This window comes from Roseibium sp. (assembly GCF_965276855.1).
Classification (GTDB): domain Bacteria; phylum Pseudomonadota; class Alphaproteobacteria; order Rhizobiales; family Stappiaceae; genus Roseibium.
In genome coordinates, this window is record NZ_OZ255700.1 from 3,822,877 (window position 1) to 3,848,292 (window position 25,416).

At 56.8% G+C, this 25,416-nt stretch carries 24 protein-coding genes; 18 read left to right on the plus strand and 6 right to left on the minus strand.

All coding sequences use genetic code 11. From position 1 onward, the window contains the following. Nucleotides 1-94 precede the first annotated feature (94 nt). The 5 genes from ACQY4Z_RS17620 to ACQY4Z_RS17640 are packed head-to-tail and all read left to right on the plus strand — an operon-like array spanning nt 95 to nt 4,880. Entirely contained in the window at nt 95-694 is a 600-nt protein-coding gene (locus tag ACQY4Z_RS17620) for an amino acid synthesis family protein (RefSeq protein WP_428523416.1), read from the plus strand. Next, the gene (locus ACQY4Z_RS17625; RefSeq protein ID WP_428523418.1) at nt 666-1,442 is read left to right on the plus strand and encodes an alpha/beta fold hydrolase; all 777 of its coding nucleotides are present in this window, start codon (nt 666-668) and stop codon (nt 1,440-1,442) included. Before ACQY4Z_RS17620 ends, ACQY4Z_RS17625 begins: the two co-directional genes overlap by 29 nt. Next, a complete protein-coding gene (locus ACQY4Z_RS17630; RefSeq protein WP_428523420.1) occupies nt 1,442-2,365 on the plus strand; it encodes a flavin reductase family protein in 924 nt (307 codons plus the stop codon). Before ACQY4Z_RS17625 ends, ACQY4Z_RS17630 begins: the two co-directional genes overlap by 1 nt. A 2-nt stretch (nt 2,366-2,367) precedes the next feature. Further along, nucleotides 2,368-3,402 (plus strand): LLM class flavin-dependent oxidoreductase, encoded by a 1,035-nt coding sequence (locus ACQY4Z_RS17635; RefSeq protein WP_428523422.1) that lies wholly within the window; start codon nt 2,368-2,370, stop codon nt 3,400-3,402. A gap of 8 nt (nt 3,403-3,410) precedes the next feature. Then, nucleotides 3,411-4,880: an aldehyde dehydrogenase gene (locus ACQY4Z_RS17640; protein WP_428523424.1), complete on the plus strand. Its 1,470-nt coding sequence runs from the start codon at nt 3,411-3,413 to the stop codon at nt 4,878-4,880. Between the two features lie 55 nt (nt 4,881-4,935). On the opposite strand, the gene iolG is transcribed toward ACQY4Z_RS17640, so the two are convergent. The 5 genes from iolG to iolD all read right to left on the minus strand — a co-directional run bounded on the left by iolG (nt 4,936) and on the right by iolD (nt 10,571). Then, nucleotides 4,936-5,922 carry an inositol 2-dehydrogenase gene (gene iolG, locus ACQY4Z_RS17645; protein ID WP_428523426.1) on the minus strand — a complete coding sequence of 329 codons (987 nt, stop codon included), beginning with the start codon at nt 5,920-5,922 and terminating at the stop codon, nt 4,936-4,938. 3 nt (nt 5,923-5,925) lie between these two features. Beyond that, entirely contained in the window at nt 5,926-6,777 is an 852-nt protein-coding gene (locus tag ACQY4Z_RS17650) for a class II fructose-bisphosphate aldolase (RefSeq protein ID WP_428523428.1), read from the minus strand. Next, nucleotides 6,774-7,616, minus strand: coding sequence for a 5-deoxy-glucuronate isomerase (locus tag ACQY4Z_RS17655; RefSeq protein WP_428523430.1), 843 nt, complete (start codon nt 7,614-7,616; stop codon nt 6,774-6,776). The genes ACQY4Z_RS17650 and ACQY4Z_RS17655 overlap by 4 nt, the downstream gene beginning before the upstream one ends. A gap of 103 nt (nt 7,617-7,719) precedes the next feature. Continuing rightward, entirely contained in the window at nt 7,720-8,706 is a 987-nt protein-coding gene (iolC, locus tag ACQY4Z_RS17660; RefSeq protein WP_428523432.1) for a 5-dehydro-2-deoxygluconokinase, read from the minus strand. Then, nucleotides 8,706-10,571: a 3D-(3,5/4)-trihydroxycyclohexane-1,2-dione acylhydrolase (decyclizing) gene (gene iolD, locus ACQY4Z_RS17665; RefSeq protein ID WP_428523434.1), complete on the minus strand. Its 1,866-nt coding sequence runs from the start codon at nt 10,569-10,571 to the stop codon at nt 8,706-8,708. The genes iolC and iolD overlap by 1 nt, the downstream gene beginning before the upstream one ends. Nucleotides 10,572-10,714: 143 nt before the next feature. Here iolD and ACQY4Z_RS17670 point away from each other — a divergent pair, with 143 nt between their 5' ends. Genes ACQY4Z_RS17670 through ACQY4Z_RS17680 form a run of 3 tightly spaced genes read left to right on the plus strand, consistent with a single transcriptional unit; the run spans nt 10,715 to nt 13,906 of the window. Continuing rightward, the gene (locus ACQY4Z_RS17670; protein ID WP_428523436.1) at nt 10,715-11,818 is read left to right on the plus strand and encodes a Gfo/Idh/MocA family protein; all 1,104 of its coding nucleotides are present in this window, start codon (nt 10,715-10,717) and stop codon (nt 11,816-11,818) included. Nucleotides 11,819-11,843: 25 nt separating this feature from the next. Continuing rightward, nucleotides 11,844-12,737 (plus strand): TIM barrel protein, encoded by an 894-nt coding sequence (locus tag ACQY4Z_RS17675; RefSeq protein ID WP_428523438.1) that lies wholly within the window; start codon nt 11,844-11,846, stop codon nt 12,735-12,737. Between the two features lie 11 nt (nt 12,738-12,748). Continuing rightward, nucleotides 12,749-13,906: a Gfo/Idh/MocA family protein gene (locus ACQY4Z_RS17680; protein WP_428523440.1), complete on the plus strand. Its 1,158-nt coding sequence runs from the start codon at nt 12,749-12,751 to the stop codon at nt 13,904-13,906. Between the two features lie 40 nt (nt 13,907-13,946). Here ACQY4Z_RS17680 and ACQY4Z_RS17685 read toward each other — a convergent pair whose 3' ends face one another. Beyond that, nucleotides 13,947-14,948 carry a LacI family DNA-binding transcriptional regulator gene (locus tag ACQY4Z_RS17685; protein WP_428523442.1) on the minus strand — a complete coding sequence of 334 codons (1,002 nt, stop codon included), beginning with the start codon at nt 14,946-14,948 and terminating at the stop codon, nt 13,947-13,949. A gap of 184 nt (nt 14,949-15,132) precedes the next feature. Here ACQY4Z_RS17685 and ACQY4Z_RS17690 point away from each other — a divergent pair, with 184 nt between their 5' ends. The 10 genes from ACQY4Z_RS17690 (at nt 15,133) to ACQY4Z_RS17735 (ending at nt 25,407) form a co-directional block, all read left to right on the plus strand. After that, nucleotides 15,133-16,083: a sugar ABC transporter substrate-binding protein gene (locus ACQY4Z_RS17690; RefSeq protein ID WP_428523444.1), complete on the plus strand. Its 951-nt coding sequence runs from the start codon at nt 15,133-15,135 to the stop codon at nt 16,081-16,083. Between the two features lie 80 nt (nt 16,084-16,163). Next, nucleotides 16,164-17,285: an ABC transporter permease gene (locus ACQY4Z_RS17695; protein ID WP_428523446.1), complete on the plus strand. Its 1,122-nt coding sequence runs from the start codon at nt 16,164-16,166 to the stop codon at nt 17,283-17,285. Nucleotides 17,286-17,316: 31 nt separating this feature from the next. After that, complete coding sequence (locus ACQY4Z_RS17700; RefSeq protein ID WP_371932249.1) at nt 17,317-18,075, plus strand: ATP-binding cassette domain-containing protein; 759 nt, start codon at nt 17,317-17,319, stop codon at nt 18,073-18,075. Nucleotides 18,076-18,560: 485 nt separating this feature from the next. Beyond that, entirely contained in the window at nt 18,561-19,586 is a 1,026-nt protein-coding gene (locus ACQY4Z_RS17705) for a LacI family DNA-binding transcriptional regulator (protein WP_428523448.1), read from the plus strand. 218 nt (nt 19,587-19,804) lie between these two features. Then, entirely contained in the window at nt 19,805-21,124 is a 1,320-nt protein-coding gene (locus ACQY4Z_RS17710; RefSeq protein ID WP_008194494.1) for an ABC transporter substrate-binding protein, read from the plus strand. A gap of 121 nt (nt 21,125-21,245) precedes the next feature. Next, nucleotides 21,246-22,193, plus strand: a complete 948-nt coding sequence (locus ACQY4Z_RS17715) for a carbohydrate ABC transporter permease (RefSeq protein ID WP_420340082.1) — start codon at nt 21,246-21,248, stop codon at nt 22,191-22,193. Next, a complete protein-coding gene (locus ACQY4Z_RS17720) occupies nt 22,190-23,131 on the plus strand; it encodes a carbohydrate ABC transporter permease (protein WP_420340083.1) in 942 nt (313 codons plus the stop codon). The genes ACQY4Z_RS17715 and ACQY4Z_RS17720 overlap by 4 nt, the downstream gene beginning before the upstream one ends. Continuing rightward, nucleotides 23,128-23,316 carry a hypothetical protein gene (locus tag ACQY4Z_RS17725; protein ID WP_420340084.1) on the plus strand — a complete coding sequence of 63 codons (189 nt, stop codon included), beginning with the start codon at nt 23,128-23,130 and terminating at the stop codon, nt 23,314-23,316. Before ACQY4Z_RS17720 ends, ACQY4Z_RS17725 begins: the two co-directional genes overlap by 4 nt. Nucleotides 23,317-23,321: 5 nt before the next feature. Next, on the plus strand, nt 23,322-24,419 hold the full coding sequence (locus ACQY4Z_RS17730; protein ID WP_428523451.1) for an ABC transporter ATP-binding protein: 1,098 nt from the start codon (nt 23,322-23,324) through the stop codon (nt 24,417-24,419). Next, nucleotides 24,412-25,407, plus strand: coding sequence for an ABC transporter ATP-binding protein (locus ACQY4Z_RS17735; protein WP_428523453.1), 996 nt, complete (start codon nt 24,412-24,414; stop codon nt 25,405-25,407). Before ACQY4Z_RS17730 ends, ACQY4Z_RS17735 begins: the two co-directional genes overlap by 8 nt. Nucleotides 25,408-25,416 lie beyond the last annotated feature (9 nt).

Here is a 25,416-nt window from a genome sequence, read left to right on the forward strand (position 1 = left end):
AATGCCTAAGCCTCAAAATCATTCGTTTGTGCCGATTGTCAAGCACCGGGATACTCCGGGTTAACCGCCGAAAGAGTGGAAGGGAGGGCCTTGGATGCAGCCGGAAATCCGGAAAATCGTTGCTTATGAAGAAGAGATCCTGATCGAGGGGTTCAGGGCAACCGAACGACCATGGCACGTGTTTGCGGCTGCCGCGGTGGTCAAGAACCCGTGGGCCGGCCGGTTTGTTGAGGATCTGAAACCGGAGATTTTGGCGTTTGGTCCTGTTCTCGGTGAATTGCTCACCGACCGGATCCTGAAGCTCGGCGGCAGCGGAGAAGCAATCGAAGCCTACGGCAAGGCAGCCGTTGTCGGCCTTGACGGAGAAATTGAACATGCATCCGGGCTGATCCATACGCTGAGGTTCGGCAATTTTTATCGGGAAGCAGTCGGCGCCAAATCCTATCTCGCTTTCAGCAACACCCGGGGACCGGCAAACGCTCCGATCATGATCCCGCTCATGGACAAGAACGATGCGGGAAGGCGGTCCCACTATCTGACAATCCAGTTTTCGATTCCCGACGCTCCGCGCGCTGATGAGGTTGTGGTCGCGCTTGGGGGGGCGACGTCTGGCCGGCCGTTCCACCGGATCGGTGACCGGTATCAGGATCTGAAGGAGATGGGCCGTGATCTGGACAACCCGGCCGCGGTCTGATCAGGGCGGACTGGCCTGCATCAAGGAAGGCGAGGGGCCTCGTGTCCTTCTTCTCCACGGTGTCGGATTGCAGGCCGATGCCTGGGCGGCCCAAGTGCCTGATCTTGCGTCCCATTTTCAGGTGATTGCACCGGATATGCCAGGCCACGGCCATAGTGGCCACCTGGAAGGACCAGCCGACTTGCCGGACTATTCGGACGCGGTTGCCCAATTATTGGACGGGCCGACTGTGGTGGCAGGACATTCCATGGGGGCCATGATCGCTCTCGACATTGCTGCGCGTTATCCGGAGTTGGTCGCAGGTGTCGCCGCACTGAATGCGATCTATCGGCGCTCTGATGCCGCCAAACAAGCAGTTCTGTTACGTGCGGAAAAGTTGCGGTCTGATACAGGTCCAAATCCGGAACCGACACTCGATCGCTGGTTCGGGACAGAGCCATCGGAGGCCCGCAGCGCTTGCGAGGCCTGGCTGCGTGGCGCCGATCTTCACGGTTACCGGACTGCATATGAGGTGTTCGCAAGGGAAGATGGGCCATCTGATCGGGCACTCATGTCCCTCAAGTGTCCAGCGCTGTTCATGACCGGTGGCCTTGAGCCAAATTCCACACCCGCGATGTCACAGGCCATGGCCGCCTTGGCTCCGAAGGGGCGCGTAATGGTGGTCGAAGACGCGGCTCACATGATGCCGATGACGCACCACGATGAAGTGACCCGGGCTTTGCTGGCTTTTGCAACGGAGTGCCATTGATGAAACCGATCGACCCGAAAGAACTGCGCGGCGCCTTTGGCCGCTTCATGACCGGGGTCACGGTGGTGACTACCCGCAGGGCCGATGGAACGCCTGTCGGGTTCACCGCGAACTCCTTCACATCCGTTTCGCTCGACCCGCCATTGCTGCTTGTCTGCCCTGGCAAGTTCCTCTCAAGTTACGACGCATTTGCGGAGTGCGAGCAGTTTTGCGTCAGCATTCTTGAGGAAGGCCAGACGGACATTGCAAACACCTTTGCAGGATACAAGGGAGACCGTTTTGCCAAAACACTGCATGACTTTGATGCCGACGGCATACCTTTTCCGGTCGGCGCATTGGCGCGTTTTTCATGCAAGACCCACCAAACGGTTTCCGCCGGAGATCATGTGATCCTGATTGGTGAGGTCATTGGTTTTGCGCAAAAGCCCGGTCAGGGGCTTGGATACGCCGATGGTCAGTTCTTCAGTCTCGCCCGGGAGCGCAGCGCGCGCGATCCGGCCGCAAGAGTGAATATCGCCGGGGCAATTGTCCGCCATGAGGGGCGGGTCTTGCTTGAAAAGACACCAGCCGGTTACCGGCTGCCCGAATGTTCCGTTCCGAACAAGTCCGGCCTTCGCAAAGCCATTCAGGCCGCACTTCAAGACAACGGCATTTCGGCAAGTTTTGGCGCTGTCTACTCCGTCTTTGATGATGCGGATGCATCGAAGCATTTTGCCTATCTTCTGGCGCAGGCGTCCCATGTCGCTCCAGACACGAAACTGACCGCGGTGCCTCCCGAAGAGTTGGCTGCTCTGACGTATGCCAGTCCGCCGCTTGCCAGCATGATGGCCCGTTATGCCCGGGAATGCGCAACAGGCAATCTCAATTGTTATCTCGGGGACACCATGACCGGAGAAATTCACACGCTTTCGGAGGGAGTCTGAACATGGAATTTTCCCTGTTTGCTCACATGGAGCGACTTACGCCGCAACAGCCGCATGAGATCCTCTATGAGGAGTTTGTGTCTTTATGCAAACTGGCGGATGAGGGCGGTATGCGCGCCATCTGGACCGGTGAGCACCATGGCATGGAATTCACGATTGCGCCCAACCCGTTTTTGACACTCGTGGACCTGGCGCATCATACGAAGAATGCACGCCTAGGAACTGGAACCGTGATTGCGCCGTTCTGGCACCCGATCAAACTGGCCGGGGAGGCCGCAGCGGCCGACTTGATGACCGGTGGCCGGATCGAGCTTGGAATTGCTCGTGGTGCTTATTCCTATGAATATGAGCGGTTGATGCCGGGCCTCGATCCTTGGGAGGCAGGTCAACGCATGCGGGAAACCGCCCCGCTGCTTCGTCCGCTGTGGCAAGGCGATTGCGCGCATGACGGCGGCTACTATGCGTTCCCTCCCACCACGTCCGCGCCCAAGCCCCTGCAGGAAAACGGCCCGCCGATCTGGATTGCTGCCAGGGACCCGAACAGCCATGAGTTCGGTGTGCATCAAGGCTTCAATATTCAGGTGACCCCGCTTTGGCAGGGCATGGAGGAGATCGAAACACTGATGGGCCGCTTCAATGACGCGTGTGCAAGTCATGGCGGTCCGAGGCCCAAGATCATGTTGTTGCACCACAGTTATGTGGCGTCCGATTCTGATGATGCGGTTCTGGCGGCCAAGGAACTCTCGCGGTTCTACTGCTATTTCGGAGCCTGGTTTCAGAACAAACGTACCGTTTCCCAAGGATTGATTGAAAACCTGTCTGAAGACGAATTGGCGGCCAACAAGATGATGGCCCCGGAGAACATGGCCCGGGATTTGACAATCGGTACGGCGGAAGACGTCATCGACCGCATCAAACGCTACGAAGATTTGGGATACGATGAATACTCGTTCTGGATCGACAGCGGTATGAGTTTTGAGCGCAAGCAGGCCTCACTGCGTCGATTCATTGACGACGTCATGCCAGCGTTCGATTAGGAGACAACATGCAGCACTATCAGCTTTATATTGATGGCGGGCGCTGTGAGGGCTCTGGCGGTCAAATCCTGCATACTGAAAATCCGGCGACGGGTGACCCGTGGGCCTCGTTCGCCTGCGCGGATCCAAGGGATGTGAACCGGGCCGTTGCAGCTGCCCGGAGAGCTTTGGAGGACCCTGCATGGCGTGACCTCACCCAGACACAGCGCGGCAAGTTGCTGTTCAGGCTGGCGGAATTGGTTGAAGCGCACGCGGAAGACCTCGGGAGACTGGAAACAACCGACAGCGGAAAGCTGCTCGCCGAAACTCTGTCGCAGACAAAGTATGTCGGCGATTTTTATCGGTACTATGCAGGGCTCGCGGACAAGATCGAAGGATCGGTGCTTCCTATCGACAAACCGGACATGCATGTGTTCACCAAACGAGAGCCGGTTGGGGTCGTTGCTGCTGTCGTACCCTGGAACGCCCAGATGTTCTTAACAGCAACCAAACTCGGTCCGGCACTTGCAGCGGGCTGCACCGTGGTTTTGAAGGCTTCGGAAATCGCGCCCATTCCGATGCTGGAGTTTGCCTCACTGATCGATCAGGCCGGATTTCCGCCGGGGGTCGTCTCCGTCATTACGGGAGATTCTGAGAACTGTGCCATTCCGTTGACCCGGCACCCGGATGTCGACCGGATTGCCTTTACCGGCGGACCGGAAACAGCCCGGCATGTTGTGCGCAATTCAGCTGAGAATTTTGCGGTCACCAGTCTGGAACTCGGCGGCAAGTCTCCGGTTCTGGTGTTTGACGATGCGGATCTTGATGGCGCCGCAAACGGCTTGATTGCCGGAAATTTTGGTGCATCGGGTCAAAGCTGCGTGGCTGGATCCCGTGCTCTTGTGCAACGGACTGTGTTTGAAGCACTGATCGACAAGATCACGGAAAAGGCAGCCCACATCTCGGTTGGTGATCCTCTCGAGGCCGCAACACATGTCGGCCCGCTTTGCACAAATGCGCAGATTGAAAAGATCAAGGTCACGCTGAACAAGGCGATCGAACAAGGTGCCGAAATCCGCCTTGGCGGTGCGCCGCTTGAGCGCTCGGGCAATTACATGGCACCGACGCTGGTGGCCTGCCCGAACCCGGACATCGAAACACTGAAGGTGGAGATGTTCGGGCCGGTCATGTCGCTCTTGCCGTTCGACACGGAAGACGAGGCTATCGCGCTTGCAAATGACACGCCGTATGGCCTCGCGTCTGGAATCTTCACGCGGGACGTTGCCCGCGCACATCGCGTGTCATCCAGACTGCGGGCGGGGATCTGCTGGGTCAACACCTATAGAGCGATTTCGCCAATCGCCCCGTTCGGTGGGTTCAATCAATCCGGATACGGACGCGAAGCGGGCATTGAGGCCGTCCAGGACTACACCCGTACAAAGACCGTCTGGATCAACACCTCCGGTGAACCGATGGCCAATCCGTTCGTCATGCGTTGACGGTAGAAACTTACCATTTACCGGTGTGATGAGAGTCCCGGCGGGCAAACGATCGTCAAACTGACACCGGTCTGCCGGTTTCGAGTGACTTAGCCGCCGCATCTGCCAGGATCTGCGCGCGCAGACCGTCCTCAATGCTGGGTGATGGCTCTCTTCCGTTGTTCAGACAGTCAATGAAGTGGGTGACTTCCGCCAGATAAGCCGCTTCATACCGCTCTAGAAAGAAATGCTGGGCAGGAGCTCTTGCAAAGCCAGTTTGGGTTGCCATCTCGACCGTGTTTTCCAGGATGTTTTCTGCCCTCAGCATGCCTTTTGAACCGTGCACTTCCAGACGCTGGTCATAGCCGTATGCTGCCCGCCGCGAGTTTGAAATCTGGCAGATCTTTCCGCTTTCCGTTGTCAGCGTGACTGCCGCGGTATCCACATCACCCGCCTTGCCAATTTCCGGATCGACCAGGGAGGAGCCAACCGCAAAGACCGTGACGGGCTCTTCGCCGAGGATAAACCGGGCCATGTCGAGGTCATGGATCATCATGTCCCGGAACAGGCCGCCAGATGTTCTGATGTAGTCGATCGGCGGCGGGGAGGGATCGCGGGACAAAATGGTGACCAGCTCGACATCGCCAATGTCACCACCGGCAATCCGGCTTTGCAAGTGTGCAAAGTTGGGGTCGAACCGGCGATTGAAGGCCGTCAGGAACATGACGCCGTTTTCGTTGACCACCTTGACGCAGTCCTGCACCCGATTAGAGGACAGGTCGACCGGTTTTTCGCAGAAGATCGCTTTCTTCGCCCGTGCTGCCTGATGGATCAGGTCGTAGTGGGTCGTCGTTGGCGTGCCGATGATGACGGCGTCAATGTCATCGCTTTCGATGATGGCCGCGGCCTCACGCACCTCTGCATCGGTTGTTGCCGCAAGCGCTTGAGCGGGCGCATCGAATGCGTCTGCCACCGCCACCAGCGTCGCGTCCGGAGACGCCTGAATGGCGCGGGCGTGCACCTGGCCGATGCGCCCGCATCCGAGCAGTCCAAATCTGACCATTTCTTATTCCTTGGGCTCGTTCTTGGATGGGCCACCGAAGGCCTTGAGAACAGTGCGGGTCGCTGCGACCATCGGATCATGTGTTTCTGATAAGATCGTCACCCGGTCAAACCGGTCCGGATCCCGATTGACTGCGTCCCGCATCGCAGTTCCGAAGGCCTTGCGCAGCTCGGTTCCGATGTTGAATTTGCAAATGTTTGTATTTCTGGCGAGCTTTTGCCGCTGATCGACAGGGACACCGGAGCCCCCATGGATGACCAGCGGGACTGTGGTTCGTGCCTGGATCGCGCTGATGCGGGCCTCGTCCAGTCCGCCTTCCTTGTTTTCCTGAAGATGAACATTGCCAACCGAGATCGCCATGGCGTCCACGCCGCTTTCGGCCGCGAATTTTTCGGCATCCGCAGGGTCCGTGCCTTCAGAAGCATCCCCTTGCGCATATCCGACAAAGCCGATTTCACCTTCGCACGATATCCCGGCGGAATGCGCTAGTTCCGCAATCCGCGCGGTTTCATCGATGTTCTGGGAAAGCGGTTTGCGCGAGCCGTCATACATCAGCGATGTGAAACCACTGTCGAGTGCTTGCTGGCAATCCTCGAATGTGTAGCCGTGATCAAGATGCGCAACAATTGGAACGCTTGCCCCTTCCGCAAGATGCCGGAACATTGCGCCCAGAACAGGAAGAGGTGTGTGTTTGCGGCAGGAGGGGCCTGCCTGCAAGATCACCGGAACACCTTCTTCTTCGGCAGCGGCCACATAGGCGCGCATATCTTCCCAGCCGAGCGTCACCAGACCGGCAACGGCATAACCGTCTTTCAAGGCCGGTTGAAGGACTTGGCTCAGTGTTGCCAGTGTCATTTGAATTTGGCCACCATGTCCTTGATCCCGGGGATCGTCTCGACCTGATAGGCATGGGTCGGCTGGAAATACTGGACCAGTGAACGCTGGCTGAGACCGCCCAGGATTGTGAAATAGTACATCTCGTAACCGGGCATGACGGCGCAGGGGTGATAGCCCTTGTCGATCATGAAAGTCGAACCGTCCATCAGCTGATAGGCTTCTCCGGGAACACCCTCTTCGCGCTGAAGGATTTGAACACCTGAGCCGTGTTTTGGCCGGAAGCGGAAGTTGTAGGTCTCGTCGTGCCGTGTTTCATGCGGCAGACGGTCGGTATCGTGTTTGTGGGCTGGAAAGCCGGACCAGCCGCCCTGGCCAACGGTGAACAGTTCGCTGACCAGCAAACGGCCCACCTTGCCGTGCTGCTTTTGACCGAGAATATGCTTGATCTTGCGGTGGGTCTTGGTGTCATCCGAGCCGTACTGGACTAGATCGATGCCATCGACGCGCACATCGAACGGATCCAGCACTTCATCATACCTTGCGCCCGCGATGAATGTCTCCGTTTCATCGGAGGTGCAGATGATTGTCACCTTGGCCCCAACAGGGATGTAGACGCCCTCAGGCTCACCGTCCCAGACATCTTCGCCGCGGTTGCCGAGCTTGTCGAATGTGAGGCCCTCGACCTCAACGGTTACAGTGCCGGTCGCAGGCACGATGCAGGTTTCATAGCCGGGCACCTGATAGTGGAACGCCTCGCCCTTCTTGAGCTTGACGATGTTGAAGTAGTTCAGCGGAACGGTCGGATTGTCGATGTCCACGATCGGCTTGTTCTGGTTGTCATGCGGCGCGATATGCATGGAATGGTCCTTTCAGACTGGATCAGCGGGCGAGAAATCGGGATCGAATTCACGCCGAAAGCTGATCGCTCTTAGTGTGGTCGAGCATCTTTGAGCGTTTTCATCAAAACGTCCGATGCTCTTGTGTCGGGCCGGGATGCGAGGACAAGAAGGCCTCCAGCTCGGCTTTGTTCGGCATGGCGGGGGCGCAACCAGGTTTGGCAACGACGATGGATGCACAGGCAGACCCACGGAGGATGGCTTCCTTGAGCTCAAAACCATCTGCGATGGACGTCATGAGGCCGCTCATGAAACTGTCGCCCGCGCCATTGGGTTTGAGAGCCTCAACGGGGTAGATGCCCGTTCTGAACTCGCCATCGCGGGTGATGGTGATCGCTCCGGCTTCCCCCATCTTGTAGATTACCAGCTCAGCTGTTGTGCGCACGAGTTCCCGGGCTTTCTCAAGCCCCTTGTCATAGTCACCTGCCATGAAGCCGAATTCCTCGTCATTGCCGACAATCATGTCGCATTGCGCTGCTGCACGCGACAGAACATCAGCGGCGACGTCGGCCGACGGCCAGGAGTAAGGCCGATAGTCGACATCAAAGATCAGCGGCAGGTTTGCTGCCTTGGCAAGGTCAAAGGCCTTGAAGGTCGCGCTTCGCGAAGGCTCGGCTGCAAAGACAGTACCGGCGGTGATCAGCGCGCCATAATTTCCGTAGTCGACGCGGCTTACATCGTGCTCATCCATCTGAAAGTCGGCTGCGCCGTTTCGGTAGATGACATTGCGGTGCCCCTCGACCACAGACTCGTAAAAAGCAAGCGAATTGCGGTATTCACCGCCAACAGGCGTGACGTGCTCCGTATCGACGCCGTAGTGCTTGAGCTGGCCAATGCAGTAGCTGCCGACGCTGTCGTCCGAGACCCGGGTCACCAGTGCAGCCTTGCCGCCAAGCTTGCAGATGCCGGCGCCTATATTGGCGGCTGATCCGCCGAGACCGACGCCGAGCCGCTCAGCATCTTCAGCCCGCACCCCGGCATCGGTGAAAAAGTCGATCCCGGCGCGTCCCACCACAACGAAATTGTTCCGGGCAATCGCTTTAAGAAGCATCAGACCCCCCGGCGCTGTTTCGGGCGCGTGGACTCCCAGTCCACGTGCGCGGCCCGGACCTTGTCGCTCGATGTCACGTGCGGGGTTCCAACCTCCCACCAAGCGTGCCCTTCGGCTGTCCAGCCTTCGTAAGCATCAACCTTCATACAAATGACGTAGGTCTTATTGGCCGCCTTGGCCCGCTTGAAGGCTTCGCCAAGTTCAGCCGGATTGGATACCGTTTCAGCGTGCGCGCCCATCGACGCAGCGTGGGCTTCAAAATCGACGGCGAATGGTTCTGGAACGGTTGGACAATCCGCAATGAGATTGTTGAAGCTCTCATTGCCGGTGTTGTTTTGCAGTTTGTTGATTACCGCAAACCCGCCGTTGTCGAGCACCAGAATAATCAATTTTTTGCCGGTCAAAACGGATGAGTAGATATCTGAGTTCATCAGCAGATAAGAGCCGTCACCGGTAAAGACGATCGTGTCCTTGTCCGGTTCGCGCTCGGACTGGGCAATGCGTGCGCCCCAGCCACCGGCAATCTCGTATCCCATGCAGGAATAGCCAAATTCGACATCAACCGTGCCGATATCGAGGGTTCTCCAATTGGCCGTTACTTCCGCCGGCAGGCCGCCGGCCGCGGCAACAACGCGATCCCGGGGATCGCAGAGTTCGTTCACCACACCAATTGCCTGGGCATAGGAGTTTGGACGATTGCCATAAGACACGTTGTCAGCAACGTATGCGTCCCAGGCTTTCCGTTCTTCAGCCGCAGTCCCGGTCCAGTCCGAAGGTGTCTTGTAGTCCGCACAAGCCTCACCCAAGGCCAAAAGTCCGAGTTTTGCGTCGCCGACAACAGGGGTCGACATGTGTTTGCCAGCGTCGTGGCGGGCTGCGTTGATCGAAATGAAACGGGCCTCGTGGGCAAAAGCGGTCCAGGATCCTGTGGTGAAATCCTGCAGTCGCGTGCCGACTGCAAGAATGACATCCGCCTGTTCGGCCAGATTGTTGGCGCTGTTCGATCCTGTCACGCCGATTGGGCCGGCGTTCAAGGGATGCGTTGCCAGGAGATTGGCGCGGCCAGCAATGGTTTCGACCACTGGAATCTGGTGCTTTTCCGCAAAGGCCGTGAGTTCGCTGACCGCGCCACTGTATTGGACGCCGCCACCGGCAATGATCAGCGGCCGCTTGGCCGTTTTCAGCAGTGCTGCCGCATCTGCAATTTCCCGCTCGTCGGGGGAGCTCCGGCGAGTGCGATGTACCCGGCGCTCAAAGAAGCTTTCCGGATAGTCATAGGTCCAGCCTTGCACATCCTGGGGAAGGCCGAGAAATGCAGGTCCGCAGTCTCCAGGGTCGAGCATTGTCGCAAGGGCGGCGGGGAGCGACTGAATGACCTGTGCCGGATGCGTGATCCGGTCCCAATAGCGGGTCACCGCCTTGAACGCATCATTGACGCCAAGTGTCGGGTTGTTGAAGTGCTCAAGCTGCTGCAGCACCGGGTCGGGCAGGCGGGTGAGAAAGGCATCACCGCACAACATCAGCATGGGCAAGCGGTTGGCATGTGCCAGCGCGGCAGAACTGAGAAGGTTCGACGTGCCAGGGCCAGCACTGGCCGTGCAGAACATGAACCGCTGCCGCAGCCACTGTTTGGCATAAGCAGCTGCTGCAAACCCCATGCTCTGCTCGTTTTGTCCACGATACAGGGGCAGCTCTTCCTGATGATTGTAAAGGGCCTCACCAAGGCAGGTCACGTTACCATGGCCGAAAATACCAAAGCCGCCGCCGCAAATTCGTATTTCCTTGCCGTCGACTTCGATAAACTGATTTGCCAGGTAGCGGACAATGGCCTGCGCAGTTGTGAGCTGAACCGTCTTGGAGCTCATTCAGGTCTCTCCCTGTAACGTGTTTTCTCGCAAGGCATTCGATTGGTGCTTGCGCGTTGTTGGTTCTCAAGATACAAATTTTGCAACCGGTTGCAAATCTTTTTCGGAAGAGGCAAAACGAAAACCGGAAACGGGAGTGAGGCATGGCGGAAATCGGGATCGGTATCCTCGGCGGAGGCTACATGGGCAAGGCGCATGCCGTTGCCATGTCTGCCGTCGGTGCAGTTTTCAACACCGCATTGCGGCCACAGCTTGAAATGGTGTGTGCAAGCTCACTTGCCTCTGCTGAAAAGTATCGTGATGCCTTCGGCTTCAACCGCGCTGCTGCCAATTGGCAAGAGCTCGTCGAGGATCCAAGGGTCGACGCGATAGTCATCGCATCCCCACAGTCAACCCACCGGGACATCGCGGAGGCTGCGTTTTCCTTGAACAAGCCGGTCCTCTGTGAAAAGCCGATGGGCGCAAGCTTGGAGGACTCTGAGGCCATGGTCGCAGCTGCAGATAAAAGCGGCTGCGTGAATATGGTCGCCTATAACTACATCCGTACTCCGGCCAGCCAATACGCCCGCAAACTCATCGCAGATGGTGTCATTGGCGACATCACATGGTTTCGCGGTGAGCATACGGAGGATTTTTATGCTGACCCGAAAGCTCCGGCGTCCTGGCGCACGGATGGTGATGCGAACGGAACCATGGGAGATCTTGCGCCGCACATGATCAACGCTGCGCTTGCGCTGGTTGGTCCGGTGCGCAGTGTCATGGCGGAAATCGAACGGGTTCATGAAAATCGTCCCGGCGGCAAGGTAACGAACGACGACCATGGTCAGATGATGACGCGCTTCGAAAACGGAGCGATGGGACACATGTACTTCAGCCGGATCGCGACTGGCCGGAAGATGGGATACGCCTACGAAATCACAGGAACAAAAGGCGCTATCCGTTTTGATCAGGAAGACCAGAATGCTCTCTGGCTGTATCTCATGGATGAGAATGAAGCGGACCGCGGATTCCGCAAGATCCTAACGGGCCCGGCGCATCCTGATTACGAACCCTTTTGCCAAGGCCCTGGGCACGGCACGGGCTATCAAGACCAGATCATCATTGAAGCCAAGGATTTTCTGGAGGCGATCCACTCGGGCGCATCGATATGGCCAACCTTCCGGGATGGTCTGGCCGTTAAACACATTGTGGAAGCGGCAATGGAATCCTCGCGGACTAAAAGCTGGCAACCCTTGAAAGCAACTTAAGATCACTGTTTGAAAGGCTCGCAAGATGAGCATTAGAATTGGCAATGCGCCGTGTTCATGGGGCGTTGAGTTTCCTGACGATCCACGCAATCCGGCCTGGAAGGCAGTGCTGGAGGAGTGCTCGGGAGCGGGATACAAGGGCATTGAACTTGGACCGGTTGGGTTTATGCCTGAAGACCCTGCAGTCCTTTCGGAAGCCCTTGCGCAGTACGACCTGGAACTGATTGGCGGTGTCGTGTTCCGGCCGTTTCATGACCCGGATGCTTGGGAGAATGTGTTGGATGGCACGCACCGGACGGCCAAGGCTTTGGTGGCACATGGCGCCCAGCACATGGTGCTGATCGACTCCATTTCCCCGCGTCGCGCCCCGACGGCTGGACGACCTGACGAAGCTGAGCAGATGGATGCTTCCGAATGGGCCGCTTATCGGGACCGTATCGCTGAAGCGGCCAAAATAGGCACCGAAGACTATGGCCTGACCGTCGGAATTCATGCGCACGCAGCTGGCTTCATGGACTTTGAACCGGAGCTGGAACGGCTTTTGGACGAGGTCGATGAGAAGTATCTGAAGATTTGTTTTGACACCGGCCACCATTCTTATGCCGGGTTTGACCCTGTCGCGTTCATGGAACGCAACATCGGGCGGATCTCCTACATGCACTTCAAGGACATCGACCCGAAAGTTAAGGCTGATGTGGTCGCCAATCGGACAGGTTTCTACGACGCCTGTGGGCAAGGCATCTTCTGCAATCTCGGCGACGGGGATGTCGACTTTCCAAAGGTGCGGCAGATCCTTCTCGATAACGAGTTCCAGGGATGGTGCACTGTGGAGCAGGATTGCGACCCGACGCTCGATGTGTCGCCGATCAACGATGCTCGGGCGAACCGTGAGTACCTGGAATCCATCGGTTTCAATTGAGGGCAGGACCAATGGCACGATTGAATTGGGGCATGATTGGCGGCGGTGAAGGCAGCCAGATCGGACCGGCGCATCGGCTTGGGGCCGGGCTAGATGGCGCGTTTTCCTTTGTTGCAGGTGCGCTGGATCACCGGCCTGAAGCGGGTCGCGAATATGGTCAACGGTTGGGTTTGGCGGCTGATCGTGCCTATGGTGATTGGCGGGAAATGCTGGACGGCGAAAGCGGGCGCGAGGATCGGGTCGATCTGGTCACAGTGGCTACACCGAACGCAACCCATTTCGAAATCACCAAGGCTTTCCTTGAAAATGGGTTTCATGTCCTTTGCGAAAAGCCCATGACCATGACGGTCGAGGAGGGCGAAGAAATCGTCCGGATTTCCAAAGGAACCGGTAACATCTGCGCGGTCAACTATGGCTATACCGGCTATTCACTGGTCCGGCACATGAAGGCCATGGTTGCGCGCGGCGATCTTGGAAAAATCCGTCTGGTCAAGGCGGAATTTGCACACGGGCACCACGCTGACGCGGCCGATGCTGACAACCCACGCGTCCGGTGGCGGTATGACCCGGCCCAGGCCGGGGTTTCGGCGCAATTCGCCGATTGCGGCATTCATGCGCTTCACATGGCCTCGTTTGTGACGAGCCAGGAGGTGGAGCGCTTGTCCGCGGATACTGTTTCCTGCATTGCCAGCCGGGAGCTTGAAGATGATGCCATGGTGAACTTCCGAATGGATGGCGGAGCGGTTGGCCGGCTCTGGACGTCTTCAGTCGCGATTGGTCGGCAACATGGACTGACCCTTCAGATTTTTGGCGAAAGGGGCGGATTGCGGTGGTCCCAGGAGCAGCCCAACCAGCTCTACTGGATGCCACTCAACGGTCGTCTGGAGATCATTGAGCGGGGGGAAGGGGGATTGTCGCCCGAGGCCGACCGGACGTCGCGGGTCACGATCGGGCATGCGGAAGGCATGCCGCTGGCATTTGCCAACATTTACACCGATCTCGCCGAAGCCATTCAGGCGCGTAAGGATGGGAGGCCGATGGATCCGGCTGCAGATCTTTACCCGCGGGCCGAAGATGGTCTGCGTTCGATGGCTGCTGTTTTTGCGGTTGCGGACAGCGGAAAACGGGAGGGGGTTTGGGTAGACGCCCGCCCGCCCATGTTCAGGTAAGCCGGCGATGCTTGTGTTTCTTGCGTCCGGTTTTGCCCAGTTAGGACACCGGGCGCAGAGTGCCGCGTTCGATCACTTCGCAAGGGAACAGCCGGGCTTCCGGATACCTGGCCGGGTCTTCGAGCATTGAGACAATCAGTTCCACAGAGGAATTGATGATTTGTTGAACCGGTTGGCGGATCGTCGTCAGATTGATGTTCTGCCAACCTGCCATTTCCATGTCGTTCAGGCCAATGATGCCGATATCGCCGGGAACATTCAGGCCAGCATCCTCAATCGCGCTCAAGACCCCAATCGACAGAACATCATCGCCGCAAAAATAGGCTTCGGCGAGTGGACGGATATCAAGAAGGCGCTGCATTTCCGCCCGGCCGGCCTCAAAGGAATAGGCCTTCGCGTAGCTCACCGTCATTTCCATGTCTGGATGCCGGGAAATCTCTTCGGAGAAACCCTTGAACCGGTCCTGGGTCGAGGTGGCCGTCGCAGGTCCTCCGAGAAAGGCGACACGCCTGTAGCCACGTTTGGCGAGTTCCAGCGCCGCCATCCGGCCGCATTCCACGTTGTCGATCCCGACCACATGGAATTCAGGCGCGGTCGAATATCGTCCGAAGCTGTTCACCACCGGCACTCCGGCATCCTTGAATGCCTTCGAAAAGCCAGGTGGCAGGGTGGACGAGGCAACAACCACGCCGTCGACTGAGTACTGCCGGAGCATGCGCACGGATGCTTCCGGGTCGGTCTCATCGGACAGATTTACCAGAAGCGGCCGCAACCCCACGCCCTGAAGCTTGCGCGTAAACTGGTCGAAGACTTCCAGAAAGATCGGATTGTGAAAGTTGTTGGAAACCAGGCCGATTAGTTTTGTGCGTCTGGTGGTCAGTCCACGGGCCAGAATGTTCGGCGTATAGCCAAGCTTTGTGGCCGCTTTCTCAACTTTGCGACGGGTCTTGTCTGAAACGGATGCGCCGTCAGTGAAGGTGCGCGATACCGCAGAGCGTGACACGCCTGCAAGTTCGGCAACTTCTTTCAAGGTAACGGTCATCGGTCCATCAATCCAAACAGTTAGATTAGGTGTCTTACCTCAACAGGCCTCAGCGATCAGTATGAATTTTCGATTTCCATTTTGCAACCGGTTGCAAAATGGGTCGGTTCATGTTTTTCTGAAAATGAGAGAGGGCTTCAAGCCGCTCTTTGACCATGAAAATGGCAATCCTTGGGAGGAAGGAATGAAATCTACCCTTAAGTCGCTGCTGCTTGCCGCAGCGGTCATTGCTGCTCCGCTTGCCGGGGCTCAAGTCGCATCAGCCGAAGGTGAGAAGTATATTCTCGTCAGCCACGCGCCGGACAGCGACAGCTGGTGGAACACCATCAAGAACGGCATCGCTCTTGCCGGTGATCAGATGGGCGTTGACGTCGAGTACCGCAATCCACCGACCGGTGATCTTGCGGACATGGCACGCATCATCGAGCAGGCCGCGGCTTCAGGACCGAACGGTATCATCACGACATTGTCCGATCCGGACGTTTTGTCCGGGCCAATCAAGGATGCTGTGGCATCCGGCATTGATGTCATCATCATGAATTCCGGTACACCGGAACAGGCCCGCGAAGTCGGAGCCTTGATGTATGTCGGTCAACCGGAATATGACGCGGGCCATGCAGCGGGCCTGCGCGCCAAGGGAGATGGCGTTACAAGCTTCCTGTGTGTGAACCACTACATCAGCTCGCCGTCTTCGACAGAGCGCTGCCAGGGTTTTGCGGACGGACTTGGTGTGGAGCTGGGTGATCAAATGATCGACAGCGGCCAGGATCCGGCTGAAATCAAGAACCGTGTTCTCGCTTACCTCAATGCTAACCCGGATACCGATGCCGTTTTGACGCTTGGTCCGACCAGTGCAGATCCGACCTTGCTGGCGCTGGATGAGAACGGCATGGCCGGCGACATCTACTTCGGTACGTTTGACCTTGGTGAGAACATCGTTGAGGGCATCAAAAGCGGTGTCATCAACTGGGGGATCGATCAGCAACCGTTCCTGCAGGCTTACCTGCCGGTCGTGGTTCTGACCAATTACCATCGCTATGGCGTTCTGCCGGGCAACAACATCAACTCCGGCCCTGGTTTCGTGACCAAGGACGGGCTGACCCTCGTTGAGAAGTTTGCCGGCGAATACCGCTGATTTCCATAGGTATAGGGTGGCGCGTTGCGCCGCCCTTTTTCACGAATAACAAATCAAAAAATTGAGCCGGGGAGGGCCACATGACCGAGGCCAACGTGGCAGCGACTGCTGATGAGCGGGTAAAGCAGCAATCCAGCTTGCAAAAAGCCCTTATCCGCCCGGAACTCGGCGGGATTTGCGGCACGATAATCGTATTTGCCTTGTTTCTTATTTTTGCCGGCGACAGCGGCATGTTCAGCGCTCAAGGGGTGATGAACTGGTCAACCGTTTCCGCGCAATTCATGATCATTGCCGTTGGCGCCTGTCTTTTGATGATTGCAGGCGAATTTGATCTGTCGGTCGGGTCCATGATCGGCTTTTCCGGCATGATGATCGCCATCTTTACGGTGACGCTCGAGTGGCCTGTTTGGCAGGCGATCCTTGCCACCTTTGTCATGGCGCTCGCGATCGGAGCGTTGAACGGGTACATCGTGGTACGCACCGGACTGCCGAGCTTCATTGTCACACTTGCATTCCTATTTATCCTACGCGGCTTCACCATATATCTGCCGCAAATCATCGAGCGTAAGACCATCATCGGCGGGGTCGACCGTGCGGCCGAGGGCGACTGGTTCGCAGCCCTGTTCGGCGGCAAGATCTTGACCAGTTTCTTCGCTTGGATGGGCGACGCTGGCATCATCGATGTGTTTGAGCGCGGCTCGCGCGCTGGGCAGCCGGTGGTCGAAGGCATCCCAATGCTGATCGTCTGGGCGATCGCATTGGTCATCGTTGGCCACATTATTTTGACCCGCACCCAATTCGGAAACTGGATCTTTGCAGCGGGCGGCGATGCGCAAGCAGCGCGCTATGTGGGGGTTCCGGTCAACCGCGTCAAAATCCTGATGTTTATGTTCACGGCCTTTTGCGCCACTGTCTTTGCAACGTGCCAGGTCATGGAGTTCGGGTCGGCCGGGGCTGACCGCGGGCTGCTCAAGGAATTTGAGGCCATCATTGCAGTCGTGATTGGTGGCGCACTCCTCACCGGCGGGTACGGCTCGGTGATCGGAGCCGCGCTGGGCGCCTTGATTTTTGGCGTGGTCCAGCAAGGGCTCTTCTTTGCTGGTGTGGAGAGTTCCCTCTTCCGGGTTTTTCTCGGCGTGATTCTGCTCTTTGCGGTGATCCTGAACACCTACATCCGCCGCATCATCACTGGGGAGAGATAAGATGACGTCCACGCACGCTCCCATTATTCAAATGCAGGGGATTGAGAAGCATTTCGGTTCGGTGATCGCGCTGGCCGGTGTTTCCGTCGATATCTATCCCGGCGAATGCCATTGTCTTCTCGGCGACAACGGTGCTGGCAAGTCGACCTTCATCAAGACCATGTCCGGTGTTCACAAGCCGACAAAAGGGGAAATCCTCTTTGAGGGACGGCCGATGCATTTTGCCGATCCGAGAGATGCAATCTCGGCCGGTATTGCGACCGTGTATCAGGATCTCGCGATGATCCCGCTGATGTCTGTCAGCCGGAACTTCTTTATGGGCAATGAGCCGATCCGCCGCCTCGGTCCGCTGAAGCTTTTCGATCATGACTACGCGAACCGGGTCACCATGGAGGAGATGCGCAAGATGGGCATCAACCTGCGCGGTCCGGATCAGGCAGTTGGAACCTTGTCCGGCGGTGAGCGCCAGACCGTTGCCATCGCGCGCGCAGTTCATTTCGGAGCCAAGGTCCTGATCCTTGATGAGCCGACTTCAGCGCTGGGTGTCCGTCAGACGGCAAACGTGCTTGCGACCATCGACAAGGTGCGCAAGCAGGACATCGCGGTTGTTTTCATCACCCATAACGTCCGCCATGCGCTTGCCGTTGGAGACCGGTTCACGGTGCTGAACCGCGGTCAAACGCTGGGAACGGCACAACGCGGCCAGATCACCCCGGATGAACTCCAGGACATGATGGCTGGCGGGCAGGAACTTGTTGCTCTGGAAGATTCTCTCGGGGGCACCGTTTGATTCTACGCGCGGGCCCCTTGGTTCTGCCTAGGGTGCCCATTTCGCGGGGTTGAATTGCATGATCAGTGGGCGATGTTCTGGGCGCTGCAAGTGCCCTGTTCTGCTTGTTCGAGGTTCTGTCGATGACTGATGTGCAAGTGACATGTATGATCTAATCAATACATCAAAGGTAATTCCCCTGTTGGCTTGAACTTGATGTGCCAAGTGTGCATTGGCCTCCCATGAGGTGGGGAGCCGCGCCGCGGTGCTCTGCGGATGGGGGAGCGGTTCATTTGCGAACCTTAGGTGTGCAATTGATTCAGTTCTTCTTCAAGTAATTGTAGTGATTGACTATTATCCCCTTGGCCTTTGAGTTTCTTTTTTGGGGAAGGTGTTCACGGTCCCCTGAAGATCCGCTTTTTTCTTGCGAACAAGAAGTTTAAGATCATCTTTTGATGGACGTATGTCTTTTTGGTGTGTGCGAGCGTTTTGCCTGAGGGGGAGCTGTGAGGCCAACTGTACATGACATCGCCCGGGAGGCAGGTGTCAGCTTGTCAACCGTCGATCGCGTGCTGAATGGCCGGACTGATGTTCGCCCAAAGAACGTCGAGCGTGTTCAGGAGGCTGTCCGGAAGCTGGGCTATATCCGGGACACCAATGCAGCCAATCTTGCAAAGAAGCGGCGCTACAAATTCATGTTTGTTCTGCCGCAGGGGCCAAATCATTTTGTGGACACTGTTGGCGAGGCGATCCGTGAGGCGGCCGATGCACAGGTTACGGATCGGGCAGATGTCGAAATCGCATATGTAAATGTCTCGGATCCGCACGCGGTTGCCAAGAAACTCACGATGCTGGATCTCGACCTGCTCGACGGTGTGGCTTTGATGGTGCCCGAGACGCCTCAGGTCAGGGATGCAATTGCGCATATCAAGGATGCCGGTGTCCACGTCGTTGCCTTTGTATCCGACTTGCCAAATTCGAGATCGGATCATTTCATTGGGACCGACAACTTCTCTGCCGGCCAGACCGCCGGGGCTTTGATTGGCAAGTTCTTGCGTAAGGAGTGCGGCTCGGTTCTTGTGACAGCAAACTCCATGGTTGCGCGGGACAGCATTGAACGGCGGCATGGGTTCGATGAAATTCTCTTGAGTGAATTCACGAATCTGAAGGCCTTGCCGACCATCGAGTTTTATGATGATCCCGACCGGATTGCCGACACATTGTCACGCGCCCTTTCGGCCTATCCGGATCTCAAGGCCATTTATTCAATGGGCTCCGGGAATGCCGCCATGCTTGACGCGCTGCGGCCTTTTGCGGAAGAGCGTGACTTGGTGGTTGTTGCGCATGATTTGACGCCGGTAACGCGGCAGGCGCTCCTGGATCGGGAGGTCGATGCTGTCATCGTGCAAAACGTTGGGCATTTGGCGCGCAGCGCACTTCGCGTGCTTAGGGCCAAATGCGACGGCGCAAACATCTATGAGGCGCAGGAGCAGATCCGGATTGAGATCATCCTGCGCCAGAATCTCTACTGAAATCTGCCTATAGGTTGTTCGAGAAGTCCGTCCCGGTATTTGGGGCCGGCATTGGGTGTGGTTTGCTCAAGATCTCTAGTGACCAGCGAAAAAGAAAGACGTATGTCAAAATTTTGATTGACGTGACATACGTACGTCAATAACGTGCTCGTGCACTTGGAGGAGTGCGGCTGCCGGGCTAGAGCGCGGCGCGTGACCATTTCGGGAGGAAATCAGCGATGAAAACTGCGAAACTTCTCGCGGCAACCGCTCTTGTGGCGGCAAGCGGAGTACTGGCGCCTCAGGCACAAGCCGATGAGCTGACGCTATGTTGGGCCGCATGGGATCCGGCAAACGCCCTTGTCGAGCTTTCCAAGGAATTCGAGGCCCAATCCGGCCATACGATGAAATTTGAATTTGTGCCGTGGCCAAACTTCGCCGATCGCATGCTCAATGAGCTGAATTCCGGCGGCAAGTTGTGCGATCTATTGATTGGCGACAGTCAATGGATCGGCGGCGGCGCGGAAAACGGCCATTACGTCAAACTGAATGACTTCTTTGACAAGGAAGGCATCAGCATGGACGATTTTGCTCCGGCAACCGTCTATGCCTATTCGACCTGGCCGAAAGGAACGCCGAACTACTACGCCCTGCCAGCGATGGGCGATGCCAACGGCTGGTTCTATCGCAAGGACTGGTTCGAGAAGCCGGAAATCCAGGAAGCTTTCAAATCTGAACATGGCCGGGATCTGGCTCCACCGAAGACGCAAATGGAGCTGCTGGAAATTGCTCAATTCTTCCAGGAGCGGGAGATCGACGGGCAAAAGCGCTATGGTGCAGCAATTTTTACAGAGCGCGGCTCCGAAGGGATCACCATGGGTGCAACAAGCTCCATGTATCCGTTTGGTTTCAAATATGAAATGACGCCCGGCAAATACGATATGGAAGGCGCCGTCAATTCGCCGGAAGCAGTCGCAGGTCTGGAGTTTTACAAGGAGCTTTATAAGACTGCGACACCTCCTGGATACACCGACAGCTATATGGAGCAGTCACTGGATGCGTTTAAGTCCGGCCAGGTCGCAATGGCGATGAACTGGTTTGCGTTTTTCCCAGGGCTTTATGCGGATCCGGATACTGGCGGTGACAAGATCGGCTTCTTCGTAAATCCGGGGCAGGCAAAGGAAGCTTCCACGCTTGGCGGCCAAGGTATTTCTGTTGTCGCCTATTCCGACAAGCAGGAGGCAGCTCTTGAATATATCAAGTGGTTTGCCCAGCCGAGTGTCCAAAGCAAATGGTGGGATCTGGGCGGCTATTCCTGCCACGTCAGCGTTCTGAACGATCCGAGTTTTGCGGACAGTGCACCTTTTGCCTCCGATTTCCTACTCGCCATGGACGGTGTGATGGATTTCTGGCAGGAGCCGGCTTATGCGGAGCTGCTGTTGGCCATGCAAAAACGCTTGCATGACTACGTGGTTGCCGACCAAGGCACCGCACAAGAAGCCCTCGACAAGCTGATTGAGGACTGGACGGAAACCTTCGAGGACGAAGGTAAACTCTAGGCGTATGGAGCAGGTGGCTGCGCAGTCGGCGCAGCCATAGCGCGCAGGATTACCGGCAGGCAGGTTACTAGTGGCGCAGGCCTGCCGGTTGATCCAGACCTATTCTGTGAATGAGCACCAAATGTCAGACACGCCTTTCAATCGCGCGGCGAAAGCCACGCCACCCTCTGTCGCGGCCAAAATTCGGGGCCTAAGCGATCGGGCAATCGCCTGGATCTTTGTCCTGCCGACAATATTCCTGCTTCTGGCGGTGAACATATTTCCTCTGATCTGGACCATAAATCTGAGTTTCACCAATTTCCGGGCCAACCGGCCCAACAGGGAGGTGGAATATATTGGCCTGCGCAACTACGAACGCATCCTGACCGACAGCGATATCTGGTTGACGATGCAGGCGACCGCGCATTTCCTATTCTGGACAATCTTCTTTCAGGTGCTGATTGGTTTTGCACTCGCATGGCTGATCAACCGGAAATTCAAGGGCAATGACCTTTGGACGACCCTGATCGTGTTGCCCATGATGCTTTCGCCCGCCGTCGTCGGCAATTTCTGGACCTTCCTCTATCAGCCGCAGATCGGCCTTTTTAATTATGGTATCTCCTTTCTGACTGGCATCGACCCGTCCTCCTTTCAGATGATTGGTGATGTGACGCTGGCCCCATGGTCCATCGTTATCGTGGACACCTGGATGTGGACCCCGTTTGTCATGCTGATCTGCTTGGCCGGGTTGCGATCTATTCCGGATTACATCTACGAGGCTGCCGAAATCGACCGTGCCAGCAAATGGCGGCAATTCTGGACAATCACGATCCCGATGGTGCTGCCGTTCCTGATGCTGGCGGTGCTTTTCCGCGGCATTGAGAACTTCAAGATGTTTGATCTCGTGGTGCAGCTGACCGGGGGCGGGCCCGGATCCATCACAGAGCTGACCTCTATCAACCTGAAGCGCGAAGCCTTTGAGAAATGGCGCACAGGATATGCATCCGCTTACGCGATCATCCTGTTTGTGACTGTCTTCGGGCTGGCGTCGATTTACGTCAAGGCGCTGAACAAGGTGAAAGAAAGATGAGCAGTTACTCCATCACAGAACCATCGGCGCCGCAGAAATGGATCGCAGGCACACTGGTTGTCGCTTATGCAGTCATCACTCTGCTGCCGCTTGTCTGGATCCTGACAACCGGGTTCAAATCCCCTGTTGATGCGATTGCCTATCCCCCCAAGGTTCTTTTTGAACCCTCTCTGGAAGGGTATGTAAACCTGTTCACCACCCGGACGAGAGTGTCCCCTGAACAGTTGGAGGCACTTCCGCCACCCGAGACCTGGTACGAGGAGGTTGTTCGGAACCGGGACATGGTGATCGCCGGTCCGTCCCGGTATGGAGAGCGGTTCCTCAATTCCGTGATCATCGGTTTTGGGTCCACCTTCCTGTCCGTCTTTCTGGGCACTCTGGCTGCCTATGCCTTCTCAAGGTTCAAGGTGCCGCTCAAGGATGATCTTCTCTTTTTCATCCTGTCGACACGGATGATGCCGCCGATTGCGGTTGCAATTCCCATATTTCTTATGTTCCGGACACTGGGATTGTCGGACACTCATCTCGGAATGATTCTGCTGTACACGGCGGTAAATATTTCGTTGGCGGTCTGGCTGCTAAAAGGGTTCATTGACGAGATCCCGCGTGAATACGAAGAAGCGGCCCTGATCGACGGATACACGCGCTTTCAGGCATTTTACAAAGTGGTCTTGCCACAAGCTGCCACCGGCATCGCGTCTACGGCGATCTTCTGTCTGATCTTTTCCTGGAACGAATATGCGTTTGCCGTGTTGCTGACATCCGGCACAGCACAAACAGCGCCGCCCTTCATCCCGACAATCATAGGGGTGGGAGGACAGGACTGGCCGGCTGTGGCGGCCGGGGCAACCTTGTTCTTGGTACCGGTCATGGTCTTCACAATCCTGCTTCGCAAACACTTGCTGCGCGGCATTACCTTCGGAGCTGTCCGCAAATGACTGTTTTTCTAAATGGATTGATGAAATTCCGTCGTGGGCCCTGGGAAATGCTGGCATCGGTCCTGATCGCGATTGGCGTGATCATGCTGATGCAGCCCCTGGTCATGTGGGCCTACACCTATTCCTTCATTGTTACGCTGACCGGAACTGTAATGTTCATTGTCGTCAGCCACTTTCCGGACTGAACCAAATGGCAGAGATCATAATCAGGAACCTGCGGAAAACCTTTGGTGACTTCACGGCCGTGCAGTCCTCATCCTTCAAGATCGAGGATGGCGAGTTTTTCATGCTGCTCGGTCCGTCCGGGTGCGGCAAGACCACAACGCTGCGGATGATCGCGGGATTGGAGCTTCCGACGTCTGGTGAGATTTACATAGACGGCGAAGAGGTGGGGCAGAAACCAGCGCGCCAGCGTGATATCGCCTTTGTTTTTCAGATGTTTGCGCTCTACCCGCACATGAATGTGCGCAAAAACATAAGCTATCCGCTTATCTGTCAGGGAATGCCAAAACGGCAAGTGACCGAAAAGGTTGCCGAGGTGTCCCGAATCCTGGGTATTGAGAACATTCTGGACCGTCCGGTGGGCGGTCTGTCCGGCGGTGACCGTCAAAGGGTTGCCTTGGGCCGGGCAATCGTGCGCGAGCCAAAAGCGTTTATGATGGATGAGCCCTTGGGTGCAATGGACGCTGAGTTTCGGGAGCACATGGCAGAAGAGCTGCGTGCCCTGCATGACCGGATGGGGGCGACCACCGTCTATGTCACGCACGATCAGCTGGAAGCCATGCAAATGGGCGACAAGATCGTTGTCATGAACCATGGGGTCATCGAGCAATTCGGCACACCGCAGGATATTTATGACAAACCAGCCAGTATGTTTGTGGCCGATTTCATTGGATCCCCACCCATGAACTTTCTGCGGTTCCACGGTCAGGTGCATCCCGGTGCGTCTTCAGTCCGGATGCATCATGCAGATCTCGTCATCCCGTCTGCGCGCGAACCGTTCGAGGGAGACCTGGTTTATGGCATACGGCCGGAACACATTTCATTGACGGACGAGAGTGACAGCCGCGGTGAGGTTGTCGCTGCCGAGTATCTCGGAACCACTCAGATTGTAACAGTCAAGACGCCGGGCGGTGACTTGAAGGCGCGTGTCCCATCCGGCCAGACAGTGCGGTCCGGAGAGCAGGTTGGTCTGACATTCAACGGGATGACCGCGACACTGTTCGATAATCAATCAGGCCGGGCTCTCCGGTCGGAGCTGAATGAGGGGGTGCTGGCGCATGTCTGAGGTGCATCTGCGAAATCTCTCCAAATCCTTCGGAACAACCGTTGCTGTTGAAGATGTGACCTTAACCGTTCCAGATGGTGCATTCGTTACATTGTTGGGGCCAACCGGGGCCGGAAAAACCACAATTTTACGGCTGATCTCCGGTTTGGAACAACCGGATGCCGGTGATGTTGTGATCGGTGGCCGCTCTGCAATTGATGACACGCCGGCACAGCGCAACGTGGCAATGGTTTTCCAGCAGTATTCGCTTTATCCGCACCTCAGCGTGAAGGACAATCTGGCTTTCCCCCTGCGCTCGCCTCTTTTGAAGACACCAGAACACGAGATCGAGCGGAAAGTGACAGAGGTTGCGGAGGTCTTGAGGATACCGCACAAGCTTAACAACAAGGCGACCGAGTTGTCGGGTGGTGAAATGCAACGGGTTTCAATAGGCCGCGCCTTGGTCCGCAATCCGAGCATCTACCTGATGGATGAACCCTTGAGTTCATTGGATGCAAAATTGCGGTCCGATCTTCGCATCGAGCTGAAACGCATTCAGGAAACGCTCGGGGCGACCCTTCTTTACGTGACTCATGATCAGGTCGAAGCCATGACAATGTCGACCCATATTGGCGTCCTGGACAACGGCCGGCTTGTTCAATTCGGGTCCCCGCGGGAAATCTACGAAAATCCGGTGAACCTCTATGTCGCCGGACGTCTTGGTCAGCCTCGCATTAATATCCTGCCGGCCGACATGTTTGCCGGTAGCCCGGCAGGCGCACGCCAGATCGGATTGCGTCCAGAGCACATTGAGCAGGGCGAAGGCAAAGAGTCGACTGTCAAACGGGTGGAGCACCTTGGTGACCAGATTCGCCTTCATCTCACGCTGGAGGGGCACGATTTGGTGACGTTAACCGATCCGCATGCGGATTTGGAGCCCGGCGACATCATCTCGATCCAACCTCGCAATCCGCTTTTCTTTGACGCCAGTGGCGCCCGTATCAACTGAGGAGAGGGA